This window comes from Microcoleus sp. MOSTC5 (assembly GCF_036701825.1).
Taxonomy (GTDB): Bacteria; Cyanobacteriota; Cyanobacteriia; order Cyanobacteriales; family Microcoleaceae; genus Microcoleus; species Microcoleus asticus.
Window position 1 is genome coordinate 1 of sequence record NZ_JAUBRK010000061.1, and the last position, 20,367, is coordinate 20,367.

Below are 20,367 nucleotides of genomic sequence, written 5' to 3' on the forward strand. Positions count from 1 at the left end.
ATAGACTCGAACTCATGCACTGGCTAATTTCATAAATTCCTTTTTTTGTCAACTCCTAATACTGAACCGACGCCCTATAACTCCTAGCAGAGTTATTTGAGAGGAAAGAATGACAGGAATTAAATCCTTTGCCAACTCTTTACCTGAATTTGGAATTAGAGAGCTTGAACCTACTAAAACAAAAACCCCAAACACTGAAGCAGTGAAGACTGTCAGTAAATGATTGGTCGTTTTTGAGCGAGTCTGCTCTCGCTCTCGCTCCTTATCAACCCAAGCTTTTACATCTGCGCGTACTTCCTTTTTAGGCGGAACGCTAATAATGTAGTTGTTGATATCCAGCTTACCGTCCAGAACGATAGGCTCAAAAATATCGCGCTGCTCTTGCTGGATATGGGAATAGTTATGCGGATGGTAATGTTTTTGCACGGAATTTGGCTCCTAAATAATGGGTCAGAGCCTCCCGCAGCTTGCTTCATCTAAAAATAACTTCCCGTACTTCCTTATCGGAAGTCAGAAGTAAAACTTTAGACCCTTGTTTTATCTCTTTATAAAGGTAAGCTTCAGTTGCAATAGCTTTCCGAAGCGCTTCAGTTTGAGTTATCCCTTGGGTTGCAGCAAGCCATTCCAATAGTTGAGCAGCATCCGAAGATAAGGTGACGGACATCCGCTTAACATTTGGGGGAGGGGGGGGGTGTGTGTTTTTAAACTGCTTAGTATTCATTGCGAAGTGGTGGTAGTTAGGTTTGTGTTCACATGACATTATCTCTACACCTATCATAAACCAAAAAAATAACTTTAGGTGCTTTTTACACACCAATTTGGTGTTATTTATAATTTTCTCATATGAAAAAAGCGCTCGCCCCCACTAGGGGTACAGCCGATATTGTTACAAAAATTTACATTATGTCCGATTTTGCACGTATCTCGGCTTTACTCCCTCACTACCAAAAGATTTGTAGGTTATCGGGTTGGCCTGGCATCGGTTGAACCTAATCGAAAATTGTATTTGGCAGTACCAATTGACCTGTATTAAACATTTTTTCAGTACGAGTTCACTCAAACTGCGGTACAACAGTATCAGGTGTTGCTAATCGTATACGATCCAACAAATGAGGTAATTGTGCAATGGACAAACTAGCTCAATATCGTCAATACGTTCAGACATTAATCACCCGTTATGCCGAAGATGATGTTTCCGATGATGAAGTCGAAGTGCAACTAATCTTAGACACAGAACGAGATCATTATCAGTGGATGAATGTCGGCTGGGAACACTTAACCCGGATTTATCGAAGCATCATTCACATTGACATCAAAGATGGAAAAATCTGGCTTCAGCAAAATTTGACAGACCAAAATCCTGCCGAGGAATTAGTTGCAATGGGAGTACCGAGAGAGGATATTATTTTGGGGTTGCAACCCCCCTACAAACGGCAGTATACTGATTACGGCGTAGCGTAAAATGTCCAGTTAAAAAAACCGAATACTCAGATTCCCCACTTCTTGAAGAAGTCGGGGATCTAATTCGCCCTACTGAGCCTTAACGCATTTCAGCATCGCAAAGTACCCTCCGCGTAATTCCGCTTTGCAGAATCATCGAAAGCAAACCGAGCCAATTGCGTTAATAGCGGCAGCAACAGAACAATAAGAAGACATTTGAGTAATAATAGAAGCAGCCCAATAATTTTGAGTGTCTGAAAAAGTTTGAGACGGCTCTTTAGCAACTAAATTCGGCTGCATTCCCCGCGCCGACAAACCAAATTCCGCCGCTCGACGACGCACCGCCATCAATTCAGCGCGAGTGACGGGCTGCGTAGGTTTAAAAGTTCCATCTTGATAGCCGCTAACTATCTTGTTGTCCCGCGCAAATAGAACTTTTCCGGCACTCCAGCGGGAAATATCAACGTCGCTATAGGGACGGATAGAAACATGGCTAGGAAATATGATATTAGCACCTTGTATTCCTTTTAAGGATTCCCAAACTAAAGATACCAATTGCTCTCTGGTAACAGCAAGTTGCGGTCGAAAGGTATTATTTTGAGAAAACCGGGCTACAAACCCAAAGCCCACAGCTTCTTTAATTTCGGAAGCGTAGATATCATCGGTAGCTATCTCCGAATTGTAGAAAAGCCAGTATTGCCTACGGTATTGGTATTTCCTGCGGTATTTCCTGCGGTATTGGCTGCGGTATTTCCTGCGGTGTTGGCTGCGGTAATGGCTGCGGTATTGGCTGCGGTATTGGCTGCGGTGTTGGCTGCGGTATTGGTATTGGTATTGGCTGCGGTATTGGCTGCGGTATTGGCTGCGGTATTGCTTCGGTATTGCCTCCGGTGTTGCCAATTGCTCCCGGTGCGGGTTGATTGGTAGTGAAATAAAAGTGACCTAATGTGCGGCCTTGGTAAGCTCTTTTACTCAAGTGCCAAGCAGGATCGAGACTGATTTTCATGAAGTCGTTAACATCGCCGTTTGTCCGACCGATAATCACCGAATCACCTTGGAAATCTACCGGAGTTCCCATTAATAGAACATTGCCATCAACACTTTCCAATGTCAGGCTGTATTTTAATGCTAAATCGGTGCCGGCCATGCGAATTGAAAAGCCGTTACTATCTGTTGCGCGACCACAAATACCGGTGAAATCAAAAGTAACTAATAACGGATTAACTTTCACGGGATTAGAGCCGCTTTCGCTCCAGCACTGCCGTTTGTCAGATACCTGTTCTAAAATTAGCAATTGGTAGCCACCGTAAGGGCGGGGTTGGGCGATGACAATTACTCGGTCTTGGCTAATTTCGGTTTCGTCAAAAGTAAATCCTTTAGCCGAACCGATCGCCCCGAGTGTTAAAATTGCTGAACCTGCCAGTGCGGCCACTGTTCGTACAAGTGAATGTTTCATGATTTTTGCCTATTGGCTCCTTATTTGAATGAGACTTATCTAGAATATAAAAAAGTCGTGTTCTTTACACAACAAGATAGGATTTTAGCATCTCTTGTTCCGGTGGTACCAAGCGATCGCACAACGACAATAAAATTGGTTTGTAGCCCGGTGAGGGCGGGTTTATAGATATTCTGGATGTGAATTACACATTCTTCGTGAGATCCGCCCCTACAAGTGTTATGGCTATTTTACCGAGGTACTTGATATTACTTGCGGGAAACGATCGCACTATCCGCAAAAAAAATGGTGCGTTAACCAAGTGTAACGCACCCTAAAACAAACATTCAAAAAGCGCCTTTCCTGTCTAGCGGAACATACTGCTAACAGAACTATCTTCGTGAATCCGCCAAATAGTTTCTCCCAGCAAATTCGCTACCGAAAGCACTGTCAACTGCTTAAAACGGTTCTCTTCAAGCACAGGAATTGTATTCGTAACAATTACCTCTTCCAACACCCCGCTAGACAAACGCTCGATCGCCGGAGGCGAAAACACCGCATGAGTAGCACAAGCATAAACCTGCCTCGCACCCTCGCGGCGCAACAATCTCGCGCCCTCAGAAATCGTGCCGGCAGTATCGATCATGTCGTCCACCAACACGGCTGTTTTGCCCCTCACATCACCGATGAGGTTCATCACTTCTGCCACGTTGTGAGCTTGGCGGCGCTTGTCAATAATTGCCAGGGGAGCATCGCCAAGTTTTTTGGCAAAAGCTCTCGCCCTAGCGACTCCGCCAACATCCGGCGAAACCACAACAATATCCGTCAACTTCTTGCTCGCCAGATAATCCAAAAGCACTGGCGAACCGTAAACGTGGTCAAAAGGAATGTCAAAATAACCTTGAATCTGAGCCGAGTGCAAATCCATCGCCAAAATGCGACCGGCCCCAGCTTCAGTAATCAAATTAGCCACCAACTTCGCAGTAATCGACTCTCTTCCAGCCGTTTTGCGGTCAGCCCTTGCATATCCGTAGTAGGGAATGACGGCAGTAATTTGTCTGGCCGAAGCGCGCCGACAAGCATCGATCATAATTAACAATTCCATGAGGCGATCGTTTACCGGACCACAAGTGGGCTGAATCAAGTAAACATCGCAACCCCGAATCGATTCTTGAATTTGAACGTAGAGTTCCCCATCAGCGAACCGCTTGCGAACCATCGGCCCCAAATCAATCCCCAGATAGCGAGCCACCTCTTGGGCGAGGGGAACATTAGCAGAACCGGAGAACAGCCGGAGACGGTCGTGAGCGGAAACCGGCGGCTCGGGAAGCGAAAGCGGTAAAGTAGCAGAACGGATCACAGCAGGCCTCTTGCAGGACGTTTATTCCACCGCTATCTTACCATCGGAAACTAGAAATATTCAGCCAATTCTTGGAGAGATTTAACTTTCGGAGCTGCCACAAGTGTTAAGTTAGGCGAGCTGAATAGGACTTGCAGAAATATGTCCGATCGACCTGGTTTCTAGCCCACCTTCCGCATTTTCAACGGTCACAATCGGTTTTTAGTTATTTTTATCCAGCAATAAAGCTATAAATTATACTTTGATACCGTAGGTTAACCGGTAAAAAACTTTTTAAAGGCATAATTTCTTACTTTACTTTCGAGCCGACATTCCGCACCCTCAACGGTCACAATCGGTTTTTACTTATTTTTATCCAGCAATAAAGCTATAAATCATACTTTAATACCGTAGGTTAACGGGTAAAAAACTTTTTAAAGGCATAATTTATTACTTTAAAGATAGAGTTTCCTGCGTAATTATGCTGTGTGACACCCCAGGGTGCGGAATGTGGGTAAAAGATAGAGTTTTCTACGTAATTGTGCTGTGCGATACCCCAGGGTGCGGAATGTGGGCACTAGCGATATCATTACTGGCAGAAGTACGATCGCACTTCTGCCCCTACGTCTCAAAATTCTGGCGCGAGCCAATTTGGAGTCGAGGCTGGAAGTCTAGCCGCCCAAAATTCAGTCGAAGGCCGAAGGCATCCGGGTTTAATGCAATAAAAATGCCACCAACAGGCAATAAACTTGAAAAATACTGTAAAAAAAATTAAGAATCGGGAGCGCACTCCAGATTTTTGATATCGGGCAAAGCAAGGTAGAAATCGATGAGCTTAAGAGAACGCATTGACGCAGAAATCAAAGCAGCCATGAAGTCCAAGGACAAAGTTCGCTTGGAAACAGTTCGCGGCATCAAGAAATTTATTCTCGAAAAAGAAGTCAGCCTCCGTCCCTCCGGCCAAGACACGCTGACAGAAGCTCAAGAACTGGAAATTTTGATGCAAATAGCGAAACAGCGCCGGGATTCGATCGAACAATACCGCAAAGGCGGCCGCGAAGATTTAGTCGCACAAGAGGAGGCGGAGTTAGCAATTGTTGAAGAGTATTTGCCGCCGCAGATGTCAGACGAAGAGGTGAGTCAAGTCGTTGACGAAGTGATTGCTTCGGTTGGCGCTACTTCTGCAAAAGATATGGGCAAGGTGATGGGCAAGGCAATGCAGCAGCTTAAAGGCAAAGCAGACGGTAACAGAATTCAAGACATGGTGAAAGCAAAGCTTAGTCAGTAGTCAGCAGTCAGTAGTCAGTAGGCATCTCCCATAAATAATTTCAAGCTTTATAGAGATGTATGGCTTAGGCCGAGGGGCGACAATTTATTAGGGCTAAGACCAAAAAACCCGGTTTCTACGAAAAATCGTGCATTTCTCCCTTGAGATATTGACGCAGAAACCGGGTTTTTGCTCGGATATGCGGGTTGCAACCTGTGTATTTTCGTGAAAAGACCCGGTTTCTCAGCATCCTTGCGTTCAATAATGTCAAAAAAATGTACAATGCTAATTTTGGTCGGGACTGGGGACTACAGACAGTGAAGTATGCTCAAGAGCATTAAAGACATAGCATTACTAAGTCTGTGAGCGATCGTCTATTTTTTAACAGTTTCTACTTAAACTTATGCAGCCACCTATTGCTATTGGAACTCTCCTACAAAACCGCTACCGCTTGGTGAATATTTTAGGTCAAGGAGGATTTGGCCGGACTTATTTAGTAGAAGATTTGGGGCGGTTTCAAGAACGCTGCGCCCTGAAGGAATTGATTCCGGTGCAAAGCGGGCCTTACGTTTTGGAAAAATCGAAGGAATTGTTTCAAAGAGAGGCGGCAATACTTTACCAAATTGGGCACCCACAAATTCCCCAGTTTCGGGCAATATTTGAAGAGAACCAGCGTTTGTTTTTAGTGCAGGATTACGTGGAAGGGATGACTTACCGCGAACTGATGCTCGATCGAACTTCAACAGGCCGCACCTTCACCGAAGCCGAAGTCTTGGTATTTATCCGGCAAATGCTGCCGGTACTGGCTCACATCCACGCCCGCGGCATCATCCACCGCGACATCTCCCCAGAAAATATCATCCGCAGGGAAAACGACCAAATGCCGGTACTGATTGACTTTGGTGTGGTGAAGGAACTCGCCACCAAAGTCCAGTCTCCCGAAGGAACAGCCCACGCGACAACTGTCGGTAAAATCGGCTACGCGCCGATGGAACAGTTGCAAAGCGGGCGGGCAACTGCCAGCAGCGACCTCTACGCTTTAGCTGTAACGGCGATCGTCCTGCTGACGGGCAAAGAACCGCAGGAATTGCTCGATCAAACAACGCTGCAGTGGAATTGGCAGCAGCGTGTGCAGGTGAGCACGGGTTTGGCTTTGGTGCTGAATCGGATGTTGAGCCGGTCTCCGGGCGATCGATATCAATCTGTCAGCGAAGTCGCCCAAGCACTCGACAACCAAACTAATCCTAAGCCTAACCCGCCAACTGTACCCCCCGCGCCAGCACCGGTGCCGTCAAATGCTTCGCTAATACCAACGGTGGCCGTGGGCCGGTCGCCGGAGCCAGCCGCCCAGAGTTCCCACCCCCAAAACCAGCCAGACCCGTTAATTGAGCCTGTTGGCGGCTCTTTTTGGGACAATCCCATCGCTGCGATCGGACTGCTGACGGGCTTAGTAATCTTGACTGGCTTCGGTTCCTGGGCTTTAGTCGGCTCATTTCTCAACAATTCGCGCCCCAAACCCACTCCGACACCGCCAGCGCTTACAAGTCCGACGCCGACACTAACTCCGGTACCAAACCCGCTACCTTTGCCAACCCCAACCCCGCAACCTTTGCCAACCCCAAGCCCAGAACCTTTGCCGGAACCAAGTCCAGAACCTTTGCCGGAACCGAGCCCAGAACCTTTGCCGGAACCGAGCCCAGAACCTTTGCCGGAACCGAGCCCAGAACCTTTGCCGGAACCAAGCCCAGAACCTTTGCCGGAACCAAGCCCAGAACCAAGCCCAGCGCCAACACCGACACCCAAACCGACGCCAGCGCCGACTCCAGCGCCCAAACCGACTCCGAAACCGACGCCCGCACCAACTCCCGCACCCAAACCGACGCCCGCACCAACTCCCGCACCCAAACCGACGCCCGCACCAACTCCCGCACCGTCACCGGAACCTGCCCCAACTCCCGCACCGTCGCCGGAACCTGCCCCAACTCCCGCACCGTCGCCGGAACCTGCCCCAACTCCCGCACCGGAACCGGAACCCGCACCGTCGCCGGAACCTGCCCCAACTCCCGCACCGTCGCCGGAACTCTAAACTTCTGGCAAAATTCCCCTAGACTGATGTTGAGGCCAATTATTTGTTAGCTATTTGTCAATGAACTCCTTGCTAATTGCTGGAACTGATACCGACGCGGGCAAAACTGTTTTGACCAGCGCTCTGGCTGCTTATTGGCAAATGTATTTTCCCGATCGCAGTTTGGGAATTATGAAGCTGTTGCAAACGGGAACGGGCGATCGCGAACTCTACACCCGTTTGTTTGCCCTCGACCAATCCCCCGAAGAACTCAATCCGCTGCACTTTGATGCGCCTCTAGCACCGCCGATCGCCGCCAAACTGGAGGGGAGACATATCGAACTCGAAAAGGTTTGGACGGCGTGGCAAAGCCTCTCTGAGCGCAAGGATTTTGTGTTGGTGGAAGCTTTGGGAGGACTGGGATCGCCTGTAACGTGGGAACTGACGGTGGCCGATATTGCCAGGGATTGGCGGCTGAGGGGGGTTTTGGTAGTACCTGTGAGGTTGGGGGCGATCGGGCAAGCTGTGGCGAATGTTGCTCTCGCCAGACACACTGGTTTTAAGCTCAGAGGAATTGTGCTTAATTGCGTTAAAGCTTATTCCGAACAAGAAATTGCCGATCGAGCGCCGGTAGATTTGATCCAGTCGCTAACTCAAATACCTGTGTTGGGTATTTTGCCGTATTTAGATGACCCGACTGACCTTGCTAAATTAGCTAAAGCAGCTTCCCAATTAGATTTAGAGCGGTTGCTACCTGGGGTTAATTTAGTTCCTCAGACTTCTAAATAACCCTATTCTAAACACCTCTGTTTCTCATTCTTCTCTTCCTCTGCGTACTCTGCGCCCTCTGCGGTTCATTTAAAAAAATATCCGGCACAACTCAGATAGGATTGAAAAAGATTTTATTTTAACCGCAGAGACCGCAGAGACCGCAGAGAAAGATCAGAGAGAGTTTCACAACTTATTCTGGCTTGCTATAATGAGTGATTACCATTTATTAAGTGATTAAAGAGCAAAGTTAATCAAAAAAAAGGAGAAGAAAACATGGTTTCTACTTTACCGAATTTAACCTCTGTCGATTTATCTCAATTGCGGCTGGAGATTAGAAATTTGCAGCCTCAGCTAGTAGAATGGCGTCGCCTTTTGCACCAAAAACCGGAGTTGAGTTTTGATGAAAATTTAACGGCGCAGTTTGTCTCGCAAAAGTTGCAGGAATGGGGAATAGATCATGAAACTAATATTGCTAAAACTGGTATTGTCGCCACTATAGACAGCGGCAAACCGGGGCGGGTTTTGGCAATTCGGGCGGATATGGATGCTTTGCCTATTCAAGAGGAAAATGAGGTGGATTATCGATCGCAGCATGATGGAATTATGCACGCTTGCGGTCACGACGGCCACACTGCGATCGCCCTCGGTACTGTTTGTTATCTCGCAAAGCACAAACACAGCTTTTCGGGTAAAGTAAAATTTATCTTTCAGCCCGCCGAAGAAGGGCCAGGGGGCGCAAAACCGATGATTGAAGCGGGAGTTTTGAAGAATCCTGATGTTGATGCGATCGTCGGCTTGCATTTGTGGAACAATCTGCCTTTGGGCACTGTAGGCGTCCGCAGCGGCGCGTTGATGGCGGCTGTCGAAGTTTTTGACTGCACGATTTTTGGCCAAGGCGGACACGGCGCAATGCCACATCAGACTGTGGACTCGATCGTAGTTACAGCCCAAATTGTCAGCGCTTTGCAGGCAATTGTCGCGCGCAACATTGACCCGATCGACTCAGCGGTAGTAACTGTCGGCAAATTCCACGCAGGCGACGCCCACAACGTGATTGCCGACACCGCTCAAATCGGCGGCACGGTGCGCTATTTCAATCCATCATATCAAGGTTATTTTGCCAAGCGGATCGAGCAATTAATTGCCGGAATTTGTCAGAGTCACGGGGCTAATTACAAATTAGATTATTGTGCGCTTTACCCACCAGTTATTAATGATTCGAGAATAGCTGAATTGGTGCGCAGCGTGGCAGAATCGGTTGTCGAAACTCCTGCGGGAATCGTGCCGGAATGTCAAACAATGGGCGGCGAGGATATGTCGTTCTTTTTGCAAGAAGTCCCCGGTTGTTATTTCTTTTTGGGCTCAGCAAATCCAGAGAAAAACTTGGCTTACCCGCACCATCACCCGCGTTTTGATTTTGATGAAACTGCGCTGGGGATGGGTGTAGAAATGTTTGTGCGGTGTGTGGAAAATTTTTGTGCGATGTAAATAAGCCTTTTATGGGCGGGCTAGAAGCCCACCCCACAAGAAATTCATTCTTTGTGGAACAGGCAAATTCATGTCTTGTGGAACAGGCATCTTGCCTGTTCAGGAGAATGGTACAACATCTCAGATATTACCTAGTTTGAAAGATATTCTGCACCATTTTTTTATCTACACTCGCCGCCGCCTTATCCAATTCGGCAATCTCCCCGGAGTCTAACTCCCAGCCCAAAGCACCGATATTATCCCTCGCCTGTGCCGCAGATTTCGCCCCCGGAATCGGAATAGTTTCTTTGCAGATGCACCAGTTGATTGCTACCTGCGAAACAGTCTTGTTTCTGAATGCCGCTATTTCTCGCAAACATTCCAAAAGCGATCGCATTCCCGGAAGTATCTGCTTGCACGCCAAACCTCGGATACCTTTAGGCAACGAGCCGTTTTCGGAATATTTACCCGTCAGCAAACCCAAGGCTAGAGGACTGTAAGCAATCAATTTTATCCCCAATTCATCGCAAACATCTTTCAACCCGAGTTCCGTCACCGGATAGGTAGAAAGTAGCGAATATTGCACTTGTAAAGTAACAATAGGAATTTGGCGATCGCTAAATTTCCGATGCACCCATTTCAGCCGTTTCGGTCCGTAATTAGACAAGCCCACTCCCTTGACCAATCCTTGCTCGTAAAGGTCAGCCAAACCGTCTAAAAGAGCGTTTTCTTGCCAAGGAGCGTAATTGGCTGTAGACCAGTGCATTTGCACCAAATCTACATTTTTTCCGAGGCGCGCAGCAGAGGCTTTGCAAGCCGAAATCATTGATTGTCGCGTCAGTCTCCAAGGATAAGCAGCCAGTTTTGTCGCAATACAAATACTGTCTTTATTTGCACCTTGATATTGTTGAGAAAACTGCCCCAAAAGCTGCTCGCTGCGTCCATTTAATTTCCCAGTTCCGTAAGAGTCGCCGGTATCAAATAAAGTGACACCGCTGCTGACGCAAAGATTGAACGCGGCTTGCAATTCCTCGTCCATACTTTCATTGTAGCCCCAGAGGAATCTGTTGCCCCAAGCCCAAGTGCCGCAGCCCATTTTTGGCAGTAAAATTTTTTGGTTAGTTTGCATTTTTATTGATGATTAATGATTGAGATCGCGGTAAGGTGCGCCATGCGCACCCTAATTTTTAATTTTTTTACGTGGTTGGCGAGGGCGAAGGTGCGCTGTTTTTGGTAGGTTGATCCGGCTTAGCTTTGGGGTCTGGTTTGGGTGGCGCAGGCGGAGGGAAAGTCGCCGCACGTCTGGGTATTTGTAGCGCTGTTCGGAATGCAGAAGACGGGAAGAAATCGCTAAATTGAGAAAGTCGAACTGCAATGGGTTCTGGTGCATATTCCCACAAGCTTTCGTAGTAGAAGAAAGCGACGCCTAAGCCGTATTCTTGGACTGCGTTCACCTGAGATTTAATTTGCTGAATCGGTACGGGGTTATTTCTCAAACCTGTCATAATCCCAACTCCGGTGGGAATTTTTTGGTGTGCTTCTTGCATTTCGGGACGGTTAATCTTGTCTACAAATGATTCTAAATTGGGACGGTACACTTGCACGATTAACTCGTCGGCAATATCCAAACGCACCCAAGTCAGCCAATCTTGCAGGTGATGTTTGTAAGCAAACTCGTAGTAATTGGGAGAAATCGAGAAAATTGCATTGGGTTTGACTGCTTTGACGGCTTGATTTAGCTGCGACATAAAAGCGGTAATTTTATTTGCTCGCCACTGCACCCATGCTGGGTTTTGAAAATCTTTGGGCGGAGCTTTTTTTGTTTCTTTGGTATACAAAGCAACTGTGTAGTCATCGTAGCCAAATTCCGACGGCAAACTCATGTGATCGTCAAATTGAATGCCGTCTGCGTTATATTGAGTGGTGATTTCTAGTACGAGTTCGGTAATGAATTGCTGCACTTCTGGATGAAAGGGATTGAGCCAAACTACTTCGCCGCCGGCGTCGTTTGATGTTTGGCTGCCGTCCTGTTTTTGTGTCAGCCACTCGGGATGATTTAAGGCTAATTCTGATGTGGGAGGGGCCATGAAACCAAACTCAAACCAAGGGATTACTAGCAGGCCTTGGCGGTGAGCTTTATCAATTAAATCTGCGAGCATATCTTGTCCGTCTAACCCTCTGTAAACAAAGGGTTGAATGTCTCTTTGCTGCGCTACATAGCTGGGATACATTGCATAGCCAGAATTCCAGGCTACAGGATAAATAGTGTTGAAATTTAACCGTTTTAGTTGGGTGACAGCATCTTTGAGTTTGCGACGATCTCTGAGGATGTCTTTGTCGTTTGTCGTCATCCAAACGCCGCGAATTTCCTGGCGGGGTTGCTGGGCGATCGCCGGAATCAAGTTGTTCGCCAGCAATACTATAATGAATGAGAGGGCAAACAGAAGCGGTAAAAGAGTTTTAATCGATCGCTGCCAACTGCGGGGAATGATGCGTAATGTCATAGTTTTGAATGGTGAGTTAGCTGTAGAAACACACCCCGGCATAATTTGGTGATAAAATTTGCTCGCTCTACAGTCTACAACCATTGGCGCTGAATGTGGAATCGGTTAAGTGCAATGGGTGGATTGATGTTATGCAATCGCAACTGAGCGAAGTATAATCCATGAGACAGAGAGTAGGTGAGAGCATTCTGTCAAAATGCTGGGAGATCATTGATTACGCACTGCAAGCTCTCCTTACCGGACATTGCCCCCAAGGATGCCTAGTGCTGTACAATATTGGTGCTGGAACATCTCGATCGAACATCTGTAATTGTGAAACATTTAGTGTTAATTGGCGGCGGTCACAGTCATGCTATCGTATTAAAAATGTTCGGTATCAAACCGCTGCCGGGAGTGCGTTTGACTCTGATTAGCGACGTGCTGCACGCGCCTTATTCGGGGATGCTGCCGGGGCACGTTGCCGGGTTTTACGATTACGATGAATGTCACATCGATTTGCGATCGCTCGCTGAATTTGCTGGATGTCAAATATTAATCGATCGGGCGATCGCGATCGACCTTAACAAAAATTTAGTGATTTGTCAAACTCGCCCTCCGGTTAATTTTGATTTGCTTTCTGTGGATATCGGCAGCACTCCTGCGACTTTATCGGTACCGGGTGCCGCAGAATATGCAATTGCAGCTAAACCCGTACCGGAGTTTTTAGCTAGCTGGAATCAGTTAATTTCCGAAAGGCAAAATCATCCCCAAAAACCGCTGCGGATCGCCATTGTGGGGGGCGGTGCAGGCGGCGTAGAATTAGCATTAAATATGCAATCTCGATTGGGGAAGGAAGAGGGAAGAAGGAAGAGGGAAGAAGGAAGAGGGAAGAAGGAAGAAGGAAGAGGGAAGAAGGAAGAGGGAAGAAGGAAGAGAGAAGAAAATTTAGAAAATTTATTATCAGAAATTCATTTGTTGCACAGCGGTGCTGAATTAATGCCTGCACATAACCATCGAGTGCGTCGCCGCATTCAAGAAATTCTTATCAATCGCGGCATTCAATTGCATTTAAAGGAAAAAGTCTGTGCTGTAGAAAAACTTGACAGAGAAACCAATTCCAAAATCCCCATTACCGATTACCAAATTTCCTGTAAATCAGGTTTAGAATTAGAGTGCGATCGCATTTTTTGGGTGACACAAGCATCCGCCGCTAATTGGCTCAGAAAATCCGGTTTAGCCACAGACTCAAACGGCTTTATGCAAGTCAACGACTGCCTCCAATCAGTCTCTCACCCCAACGTATTTGCGGCTGGCGATATCGCTGCGATGGTTAATTATCCCCGTCCCAAAGCAGGCGTGTTTGCAGTGCGTCAGGGCAAACCGCTGTTTGAAAATTTGCAGCAGTTTTTATTGGAAAAACCGCTGAAACCCTTTGCACCGCAGGAACAATACTTAGGGTTAATTGGTACGGGGAATAAAAGGGCGATCGCATCTCGCGGATCTTTCATGTGGGAATCGGCGCTGCTGTGGTACTGGAAAGATTGGATCGATCGCCAATTTATGCAAAAATTTAGCAATCTGCCCAAAACCCGCAATACCAAATAGCAATACATTCAGATATTCTCCTCTCTTCCTCTGCGTCAATAGCGTCCTCTGCGGTAAATAAAAAAGTCTTATTGAAAAACCCTTTAAGATTGTTATAGTAATATCAGAAGTCAGAAAAACTAACTATGTTCAGAAAAAGTGGATTTGGGCTGCTGTGGATTGCATTTATCACCTACGCCTTTGTATTTGCACCACCCGACAGCCCAGAAAAAACCATCACACTAATTACCAATCTTTCCACAGGCCAAATAGCAGACATCAACCCTTTAATTGTAGCTTTATTCAACATCATGGGAGTCTGGCCGCTCATCTACAGTTGCGTCTTATTTGCTGACGGCAGGGGGCAGAAAATACCTGCATGGTTATTTGCCACTTTATCCTTTGGCGTCGGTGCCTTTGCCTTGCTGCCTTATTTAGCCCTGCGGGAACCGAATCCAGAATTTCCCGGTCATAAAAATATCTTTTTAAAGATATTAGACTCCCGTTTTACTGGAATTTTCTTAACATTAGCTGCTGTTGGTTTAGTTGCCTTTGGCTTGACAAAAGGCGATTGGTCTGATTTTATTGGACAGTGGCAAACCAGCCGTTTTATCCATGTAAGCAGTTTAGATTTTTGTATGCTTTGCCTGCTATTTCCTGCCTTGTTAGGAGACGATATGGCGCGCCGAGGAATGCAGAACTCTACAGCATTTTGGGCAGTAACATTAGTACCGCTGTTCGGGCCATTGGCTTATCTGTGTACGCGCAAACCGCTGCCAGAAACTAATACTAAAACTGTTACAAATTAGACAGCAGTGCAGGGAATTTTCAGTTTAATCTAGGAATCTATCACAAGTAATCAGACAAGAAACAGGCAAGATGCCTGTTTCACAATAAGTAAGTTTTATTGTGGGTGGGCTTCGAGTCCGCTGATAAAAAAATGATTACAAATAGTGCAAAATCTGAGTATTAATCTAAATAATTATCTCCCAGTCTCTAGCAAATGAAAAAATTTCCTATCGTTGGCATCACAACACATAACCGCTGTTCAGCAGGCGCATATCGCTTAAATGGAACTTATATTGATGCTGTTCAGGCGGCTGGTGGCATTCCGATTTTATTGCCGCCCAATCAATTAGATCCGGGTAGTATTTTGGATGCAGTAGACGGTTTAATTTTTTCCGGGGGCGGAGATATCAACCCAGAACTTTATGGCGGTTATGTCGATCGCACAGTTTACTCGGTTAATGCAGAACGCGACAATTTTGAATTAAACTTAGCAAAGCTAGCTTTGAAGGCTGACATACCTGTGTTGGGAATTTGCCGGGGAATGCAAATGCTGAACGTAGCCAGCGGTGGCAGTTTGGTGATTCACGTACCGGATGCTTACGGAGACGAGGTTAATCACGGATCGGGCATTCCCCCGCGTGCGATCGAGCATACCATTGAAATTGAGCCAAACAGTCGGCTAGCAAAAATTATGGGAAAAACTTCAACAACAGTTGTTTCCTGGCATCATCAAGCAGTGCGGAAAGTAACATCCGATTGGCGAATTGTAGCCGATGCACCTGACACTTTGGTAGAAGCAATGGAACACTGCTATCACCCTTGGATGATAGCAATTCAATGGCATCCGGAAATGTCGCCAAACTGTTCGGTAAACTCTCGAATTTTTCGGGCGTTCGTGGAAGCAGCAGCTTCAAAATTCATGAATTCTACCAAGTCAGCATCAAATACAATTCATACATTTTTATAGTCACTTATTCTTGATAGTCAGTGTCTATCTCAATATCGAGAGTATCTTCATCTATTCTGACATACAGAACATTCGGGCGACAGCAAACTTGGCAATCTTCAATATAAGATTGTTCCATACCTGCGCTGATATCAACAAAAGTTGTACTCGGTTCGCCACAAAAAGCACAGTAATATTCAGCCGTTGTTTGCATCTTTTTCACACTCTCTTTTGGTGACTTCGTGGCGGTAGCGAAACATATCTGTTAACCGCATTTCCACCCACCAACCTAACAACAAATCGACAATCGGGCCGCCCGGTATCGAAAATGCGATCGCATCTGTCAATCTAGTCTTGCCATTTTCTGAGGTAAACTCGTGTCGGTGAGTCCAACTTGCCATCGGCCCCTCAGTTTGTTCATCAACAAACAAGCGATATTGTTCGCACTGAGTGTGAGTCGCCACCCATTTTACAGGAATCGGCCCCAATAACAGGCGAAATTCTGATACAGCACCCACATCGAGTCCCCCTTCGCGGCGAATGATTTTCACCGGTTGCCAAGGCGGAGTCAAAAGTTGCAGAATGTCGGGCTTTTCGTGAAAGTTCCAGACTGCTTCAACGGTGGCATTAATCAGCGACGAGTATTTAAAATTGGGCATTGTATCGTTGGGCTAGACAGTTAAGTGCGATCGCATTTCAGCATTTGCAGTATTATCCTCGGTATCAGTACAAACAGCAACAGTTAGTTTCAATCCCAAAGCATTCAGCCAAGTTCCCAGATTATAAATCGCATCACTTCCTTGCTGCGACAGCAATTCATCCAGTTTTTTTAAGTGCAATTCATATTCTTCTGGAGTCATTTTTGGTTGACCTAGAGCTTCAGCTACATCGCTCAGAGATCGTTTCAGCAATGCTTCGTCAGGTTCTTCGCCTTCATCTAATTCAAAATGAGTTTCGAGATAGACTGCCGCATAACTGGGGTTTTTTAGCCGTGCCATCAAAAAGTCATGATACGGTAAACTTTTAGGCATTTTTTTAACTCCTATAATCTGTCCAGTATTCTATTGCTTGGCGAATGTCTCGGTCTTGAGTGCTTTTATCTCCTCCGCACAGAATAAGTATAATTGTTGTGCCTACTTGCCCAAAATAGATTCGGAAACCAGGGCCATAGTCTATCCTTAATTCAAAGACTCCATTTCCAACTGATTGAAAATCTCCCAAATTCCCCAAAATAACTCGGTTAAGTCTTTTATTAATAATTGTTGAAATTTTGCTATCTCGGAGCGAATCATACCAGTTATCAAACGGCACTTGACCGTCTGAGGCAACATAACGCTGAATTTCCCTGGGTTGGACTTCTGCCATAATTGTATTATAGTATGTCGCTCCTCATCTTATCTTGAACCAGTTGCCAAGGCGGAGTCAAAAGTTGCAGAATGTCCGGCTTTTCGTGAAAGTTCCAGACTGCTTCAACGGTGGCATTAATCAGCGACGAATATTTAAAATTGGGCATTGTATCGTTGGGCTAGACAGTTAAGTGCGATCGCGTTTCAGCATTTGCAGTATTATCCTCGGTATCAGTACAAACAGCAACAGTTAGTTTCAATCCCAAAGCATTCAGCCAATTTCCCAGATTATAAATCGCATCACTTCCTTGCTGCGACAGCAATTCATCCATTTTTTTTAAGTGCAATTCATATTGTTCAGGATTCATTTTTGGTTGACCGAGAGCTTCTGCTACATCGCTGAGAGCTCGTTTTAGCAGTTCAGGTTCCGGCTCTTCCTCCTCTAATGTCGCCGTTATATAGGCTGCTGCTAGTTCGGGATTTTTTCTGAGAGATTCAATCAAAAATGGATGATAAGGTAGGCTTTTAGGCATTGTCTTAACTCCTATAATCTGTCCAGTATTCTTTAGCTTGGCGGATATCTCTGTCTTGAGTGCTTTTATCGCCTCCGCAGATGAGAATCACAATTGTCATTCCTATTTGCCCAAAATAAATTCGGAAACCAGAGCCATAGTTTATCCTTAATTCAAAGACTCCATTTCCAACTGATTGACAATCTCCCAAAGTCCCCAAAATAATTTCGAGTTTGCCAAAGGTGAACTTAGGATGGGTCAGTAGGACAGTTACTAGCTACTTTGGATTTTGTGGGAATGAGTTGAGGCAATTTCGTAAGAATACGTTCTATTTTTTGTTTTGGATTTTCTTCAAAAGATGTTAAGCGAACTTTGAAAAACCGCCCTTGAAGTACAGTCAAGATAATTACAGATTCTGCCTGTCTTCCAGAAACTATAATTTTCATCGGTACAAATAAAAATTTTAATTCACCGAATTCCCGAGTGGAAGTGACTCCAATATCTGCTTTTTGGTATATTCCCTTTTGAAGAGCGTATCTAACTCCTTCTATAGCTGAATTAAGTGCTTCTTCTACAAAAGGAGAATCCAAAGAATTTCCAATATCTTGATAATTAAGATCGTACAGATATAAATCGAGAGTATTGTCTTTATTTTTCCATTTTGCTCCGTAGCCCTGTCCTTCATCTCTACTGAGAGCCTTATAGTCAATTATAGTAACAAATTCTAAGTCCTCGATTTTCCTAAACGATTGGGCAATATAGCAAAGTTCCAACTTATCGGGTTCTCTATTCTCTTGGGCGATGAATATTGTGTTTCCATAGGAAGCAGATATCTTATGAAAAGTACCTGAAACTGGCAAAATAACTAGGAGTGTAAGGATCAATTTTTTCCATTTCATAATAGTAAACCCTCACAAATTTTTATATCCAATGAATTTGAGCTGTGAAATATAGAACCCATTTGAGATCTATTCCTGTTACCGTGAGCCTTATGCCAGATGGATTTCGGCTCTTTGGCAATGACACGCATGAGACTATTATAATCTAATTTACTAAACGGGACTTAGTGAATTCTCACATTCTTGATTTGGCTGTCGTGTTGTATGACTCATCGCCTCCGCTAAATGCTTCTTCAAGGTCGCCTCCGGTAGCGGCCCTTTTAAATGACTCCAAGGCAAAACCCGATCCAATTTCCACTCTTGAAAAACATAAAAATCCATCTCCGGCAACTGTCCCCGCAACTCCTTAAATGCCCGCCGATAACTGCCCAAAGTATCGCCATAATGCCGCACTAATTCCAACAGCCGAGACAGCCGCCGATCGCCCTTTGACAACAAACCCTGAATCACAGACCAGTTATAGCTTTCAGGTCTAAATTCTAAACCTAACTTCCGCAATTCTTTGTCTAAAAACTTCAGCCTCTTCTCCGCATCTTTATTCACTCCAAACCACTGAAAAGGAGTGTGAGATTTCGGTACAAAAGTGCTGCATCCCAGAGTCAACCGCAAACCGGGAGCGGCTTTTCTAATCGCCCGCATCATCGCCACCGTCTCCTCTAAATCCTCCATTTCTTCGCCGGGAATTCCCGCCATCCCGTAAAGTTTAATTCCCTTTAAGCCGCCAGCCTTAGCATTGATAGCAGCTTGAATAATTTCGTCATTTGTGAGTTTTTTGTTAACGATTTGGCGGAGGCGATCGCTCCCGCTTTCCACCGCAATCGTCACAGATTTGCTGTCTCTGTTTGTCAATATTTCTGCCAATTTAACTGTCACCGTATTCGTCCTTACCGAAGAAAGACTCAGCCGCACGCCGTCGTATTTCGGATGATTCAAATGATCCAGCAACGCTTCAAATTCCGGGTGCTGAGTGACCGAAGCACCCAACAAACCCAAACGATTAGTCACAGCTAAACCGCGATCGATCGCCGGAATTAGCGAATCCTCCAAACTCGCAGTTCTAAACGGCAAAGTCAGATAACTTGCCAAACAAAAACGGCACATTTCTGGACAACTCCGAACCACTTCCACCATGTAAATATTTTCCCAAGCCGCTTTTTCTGTCACCACAGTGGAAGCAGATAAAGTATTGCCGCGATAAGTCTGTTTTTCAACCATACTGGGAATTCCCGAATCGACAGGCTGAATCGATTTAATACCCTCAGCCGCATCCAGATAAGTTACTTCGTACAAACTGGGGACGTAAACTCCCGGAACTTGGGCTAAATGCCGCAATTTAGTTTGTCTGTCGGCGGTACGGACTTGTTTACAAGCATCAATAAAATTGTCAATGAGATGTTCGCCATCTCCCAGCAAAATCACATCAAAAAAATCGGCAAAAGGTTCTGGATTAGCAGTAAAAACCGGGCCACCGCCGAAAACGATCGGATGATTATCAGTTCGTTTTGACGCCCAAATCGGAATTTCTAGAGATTCCAATAAATTTAGAATATTTACATAGTCTAGTTCCCAAGAAAGCGAAAATCCCAGTAATTCTGGATGTCGGGGAAGTTGTTCGCGGATATCAGTAAATAAACGGCTGACTTCAATATCCGATCGCACAGCCAAAGTTGCCCACACTATCTGATAGCCGAGACTGGTAATACCCACCGTGTACTCGTTGGGAAAAGCAAAAATAGTCGGGATAGCATCAGCATCGGGGGTTGCTGGGGCAAATAGTAAGCGTTCTTGAGCAAATGGATTAGGAGTCATCCGATTTTAGATTTTAGATTTTAGATTTTAGATTATGGAATTTCTCCCACGGATAAATCCGGGGGTTTGTGACCCAATTGCTTTGGATAGCTGGCAAGTTTAGCCTTAGCAATAAAGAATCTAATTATAGCTCATAAATGACTCTAATCTTAAGTTGACACCTATACCTTCTGCTAACAGACAACTGACAAATGACCGAAAGCAATTGGTTGCGA

23 protein-coding genes and 2 pseudogenes are annotated in these 20,367 nt (G+C 45.6%); 9 read left to right on the forward strand and 16 right to left on the reverse strand.

Annotation, left to right across the window (positions count from 1 at the left end; translation table 11 throughout):
* Positions 1–48 precede the first annotated feature (48 nt).
* Both QUA54_RS26760 and QUA54_RS26765 read right to left on the reverse strand, forming a co-directional pair.
* Positions 49–426 carry a hypothetical protein gene (locus QUA54_RS26760; RefSeq protein WP_333417208.1) on the reverse strand — a complete coding sequence of 126 codons (378 nt, stop codon included), beginning with the start codon at positions 424–426 and terminating at the stop codon, positions 49–51.
* 46 nt (positions 427–472) lie between these two features.
* A complete protein-coding gene (locus QUA54_RS26765; RefSeq protein WP_333417210.1) occupies positions 473–721 on the reverse strand; it encodes a hypothetical protein in 249 nt (82 codons plus the stop codon).
* A gap of 404 nt (positions 722–1,125) precedes the next feature.
* Here QUA54_RS26765 and QUA54_RS26770 point away from each other — a divergent pair, with 404 nt between their 5' ends.
* The gene (locus QUA54_RS26770; protein ID WP_333417212.1) at positions 1,126–1,461 is read left to right on the forward strand and encodes a XisI protein; all 336 of its coding nucleotides are present in this window, start codon (positions 1,126–1,128) and stop codon (positions 1,459–1,461) included.
* Between the two features lie 132 nt (positions 1,462–1,593).
* On the opposite strand, the gene QUA54_RS26775 is transcribed toward QUA54_RS26770, so the two are convergent.
* From QUA54_RS26775 to QUA54_RS26785, 3 genes are all read right to left on the reverse strand, one after another.
* Complete coding sequence (locus tag QUA54_RS26775) at positions 1,594–1,995, reverse strand: S-layer homology domain-containing protein (protein WP_333417279.1); 402 nt, start codon at positions 1,993–1,995, stop codon at positions 1,594–1,596.
* A gap of 145 nt (positions 1,996–2,140) precedes the next feature.
* On the reverse strand, positions 2,141–2,896 hold the full coding sequence (locus QUA54_RS26780; protein ID WP_333417214.1) for a DUF3747 domain-containing protein: 756 nt from the start codon (positions 2,894–2,896) through the stop codon (positions 2,141–2,143).
* 346 nt (positions 2,897–3,242) lie between these two features.
* A complete protein-coding gene (locus QUA54_RS26785) occupies positions 3,243–4,235 on the reverse strand; it encodes a ribose-phosphate pyrophosphokinase (protein WP_333184463.1) in 993 nt (330 codons plus the stop codon).
* A 525-nt stretch (positions 4,236–4,760) separates the two neighbouring features.
* On the opposite strand from QUA54_RS26785, the gene QUA54_RS26790 reads away from it, so the two are divergent.
* The 5 genes from QUA54_RS26790 to QUA54_RS26810 all read left to right on the forward strand — a co-directional run bounded on the left by QUA54_RS26790 (position 4,761) and on the right by QUA54_RS26810 (position 9,805).
* Complete coding sequence (locus QUA54_RS26790; protein WP_333417216.1) at positions 4,761–4,889, forward strand: hypothetical protein; 129 nt, start codon at positions 4,761–4,763, stop codon at positions 4,887–4,889.
* 154 nt (positions 4,890–5,043) lie between these two features.
* Positions 5,044–5,502, forward strand: coding sequence for a GatB/YqeY domain-containing protein (locus QUA54_RS26795; RefSeq protein ID WP_172193402.1), 459 nt, complete (start codon positions 5,044–5,046; stop codon positions 5,500–5,502).
* 382 nt (positions 5,503–5,884) lie between these two features.
* Complete coding sequence (locus QUA54_RS26800; RefSeq protein ID WP_333417218.1) at positions 5,885–7,567, forward strand: serine/threonine-protein kinase; 1,683 nt, start codon at positions 5,885–5,887, stop codon at positions 7,565–7,567.
* A gap of 60 nt (positions 7,568–7,627) precedes the next feature.
* On the forward strand, positions 7,628–8,335 hold the full coding sequence (gene bioD, locus QUA54_RS26805; RefSeq protein WP_333417220.1) for a dethiobiotin synthase: 708 nt from the start codon (positions 7,628–7,630) through the stop codon (positions 8,333–8,335).
* Positions 8,336–8,590: 255 nt separating this feature from the next.
* Entirely contained in the window at positions 8,591–9,805 is a 1,215-nt protein-coding gene (locus QUA54_RS26810) for a M20 family metallopeptidase (RefSeq protein WP_333417222.1), read from the forward strand.
* A gap of 127 nt (positions 9,806–9,932) precedes the next feature.
* Here QUA54_RS26810 and QUA54_RS26815 read toward each other — a convergent pair whose 3' ends face one another.
* Positions 9,933–10,913 carry an aldo/keto reductase gene (locus tag QUA54_RS26815; protein ID WP_333417224.1) on the reverse strand — a complete coding sequence of 327 codons (981 nt, stop codon included), beginning with the start codon at positions 10,911–10,913 and terminating at the stop codon, positions 9,933–9,935.
* 67 nt (positions 10,914–10,980) lie between these two features.
* The gene (locus QUA54_RS26820; RefSeq protein WP_333417226.1) at positions 10,981–12,372 is read right to left on the reverse strand and encodes a glycoside hydrolase family 10 protein; all 1,392 of its coding nucleotides are present in this window, start codon (positions 12,370–12,372) and stop codon (positions 10,981–10,983) included.
* A gap of 282 nt (positions 12,373–12,654) precedes the next feature.
* On the opposite strand from QUA54_RS26820, the gene QUA54_RS26825 reads away from it, so the two are divergent.
* The 3 genes from QUA54_RS26825 (at position 12,655) to QUA54_RS26835 (ending at position 15,607) form a co-directional block, all read left to right on the forward strand.
* Complete coding sequence (locus QUA54_RS26825; protein ID WP_445301592.1) at positions 12,655–13,872, forward strand: FAD-dependent oxidoreductase; 1,218 nt, start codon at positions 12,655–12,657, stop codon at positions 13,870–13,872.
* Positions 13,873–13,997: 125 nt separating this feature from the next.
* The gene (locus QUA54_RS26830; protein ID WP_333417229.1) at positions 13,998–14,660 is read left to right on the forward strand and encodes a DUF2834 domain-containing protein; all 663 of its coding nucleotides are present in this window, start codon (positions 13,998–14,000) and stop codon (positions 14,658–14,660) included.
* A gap of 194 nt (positions 14,661–14,854) precedes the next feature.
* Positions 14,855–15,607, forward strand: coding sequence for a gamma-glutamyl-gamma-aminobutyrate hydrolase family protein (locus QUA54_RS26835; protein WP_172189567.1), 753 nt, complete (start codon positions 14,855–14,857; stop codon positions 15,605–15,607).
* Positions 15,608–15,611: 4 nt separating this feature from the next.
* On the opposite strand, the gene QUA54_RS26840 is transcribed toward QUA54_RS26835, so the two are convergent.
* The 9 genes and pseudogenes from QUA54_RS26840 to QUA54_RS26880 form a co-directional block, all read right to left on the reverse strand.
* Entirely contained in the window at positions 15,612–15,800 is a 189-nt protein-coding gene (locus QUA54_RS26840) for a CPXCG motif-containing cysteine-rich protein (RefSeq protein WP_015176827.1), read from the reverse strand.
* A complete protein-coding gene (locus QUA54_RS26845) occupies positions 15,784–16,245 on the reverse strand; it encodes an SRPBCC family protein (RefSeq protein ID WP_333417231.1) in 462 nt (153 codons plus the stop codon). The genes QUA54_RS26840 and QUA54_RS26845 overlap by 17 nt, the downstream gene beginning before the upstream one ends.
* Before the next feature lie 12 nt (positions 16,246–16,257).
* Positions 16,258–16,617 (reverse strand): transcriptional regulator, encoded by a 360-nt coding sequence (locus QUA54_RS26850; protein ID WP_333417233.1) that lies wholly within the window; start codon positions 16,615–16,617, stop codon positions 16,258–16,260.
* Positions 16,618–16,621: 4 nt separating this feature from the next.
* Positions 16,622–16,951, reverse strand: a complete 330-nt coding sequence (locus tag QUA54_RS26855; RefSeq protein ID WP_333417235.1) for a type II toxin-antitoxin system RelE/ParE family toxin — start codon at positions 16,949–16,951, stop codon at positions 16,622–16,624.
* A 34-nt stretch (positions 16,952–16,985) separates the two neighbouring features.
* Positions 16,986–17,099 (reverse strand): annotated as a pseudogene (locus tag QUA54_RS26860) (SRPBCC family protein); the annotation flags it as partial.
* A gap of 12 nt (positions 17,100–17,111) precedes the next feature.
* The gene (locus QUA54_RS26865; RefSeq protein WP_333417237.1) at positions 17,112–17,465 is read right to left on the reverse strand and encodes a transcriptional regulator; all 354 of its coding nucleotides are present in this window, start codon (positions 17,463–17,465) and stop codon (positions 17,112–17,114) included.
* Positions 17,466–17,469: 4 nt separating this feature from the next.
* A pseudogene (locus QUA54_RS26870) lies at positions 17,470–17,661 on the reverse strand (type II toxin-antitoxin system RelE/ParE family toxin); the annotation flags it as partial.
* A gap of 31 nt (positions 17,662–17,692) precedes the next feature.
* Positions 17,693–18,343 (reverse strand): hypothetical protein, encoded by a 651-nt coding sequence (locus QUA54_RS26875; RefSeq protein WP_333417239.1) that lies wholly within the window; start codon positions 18,341–18,343, stop codon positions 17,693–17,695.
* Positions 18,344–18,496: 153 nt separating this feature from the next.
* Positions 18,497–20,152, reverse strand: a complete 1,656-nt coding sequence (locus QUA54_RS26880; protein WP_333417240.1) for a radical SAM protein — start codon at positions 20,150–20,152, stop codon at positions 18,497–18,499.
* Positions 20,153–20,367: the final 215 nt, after the last annotated feature.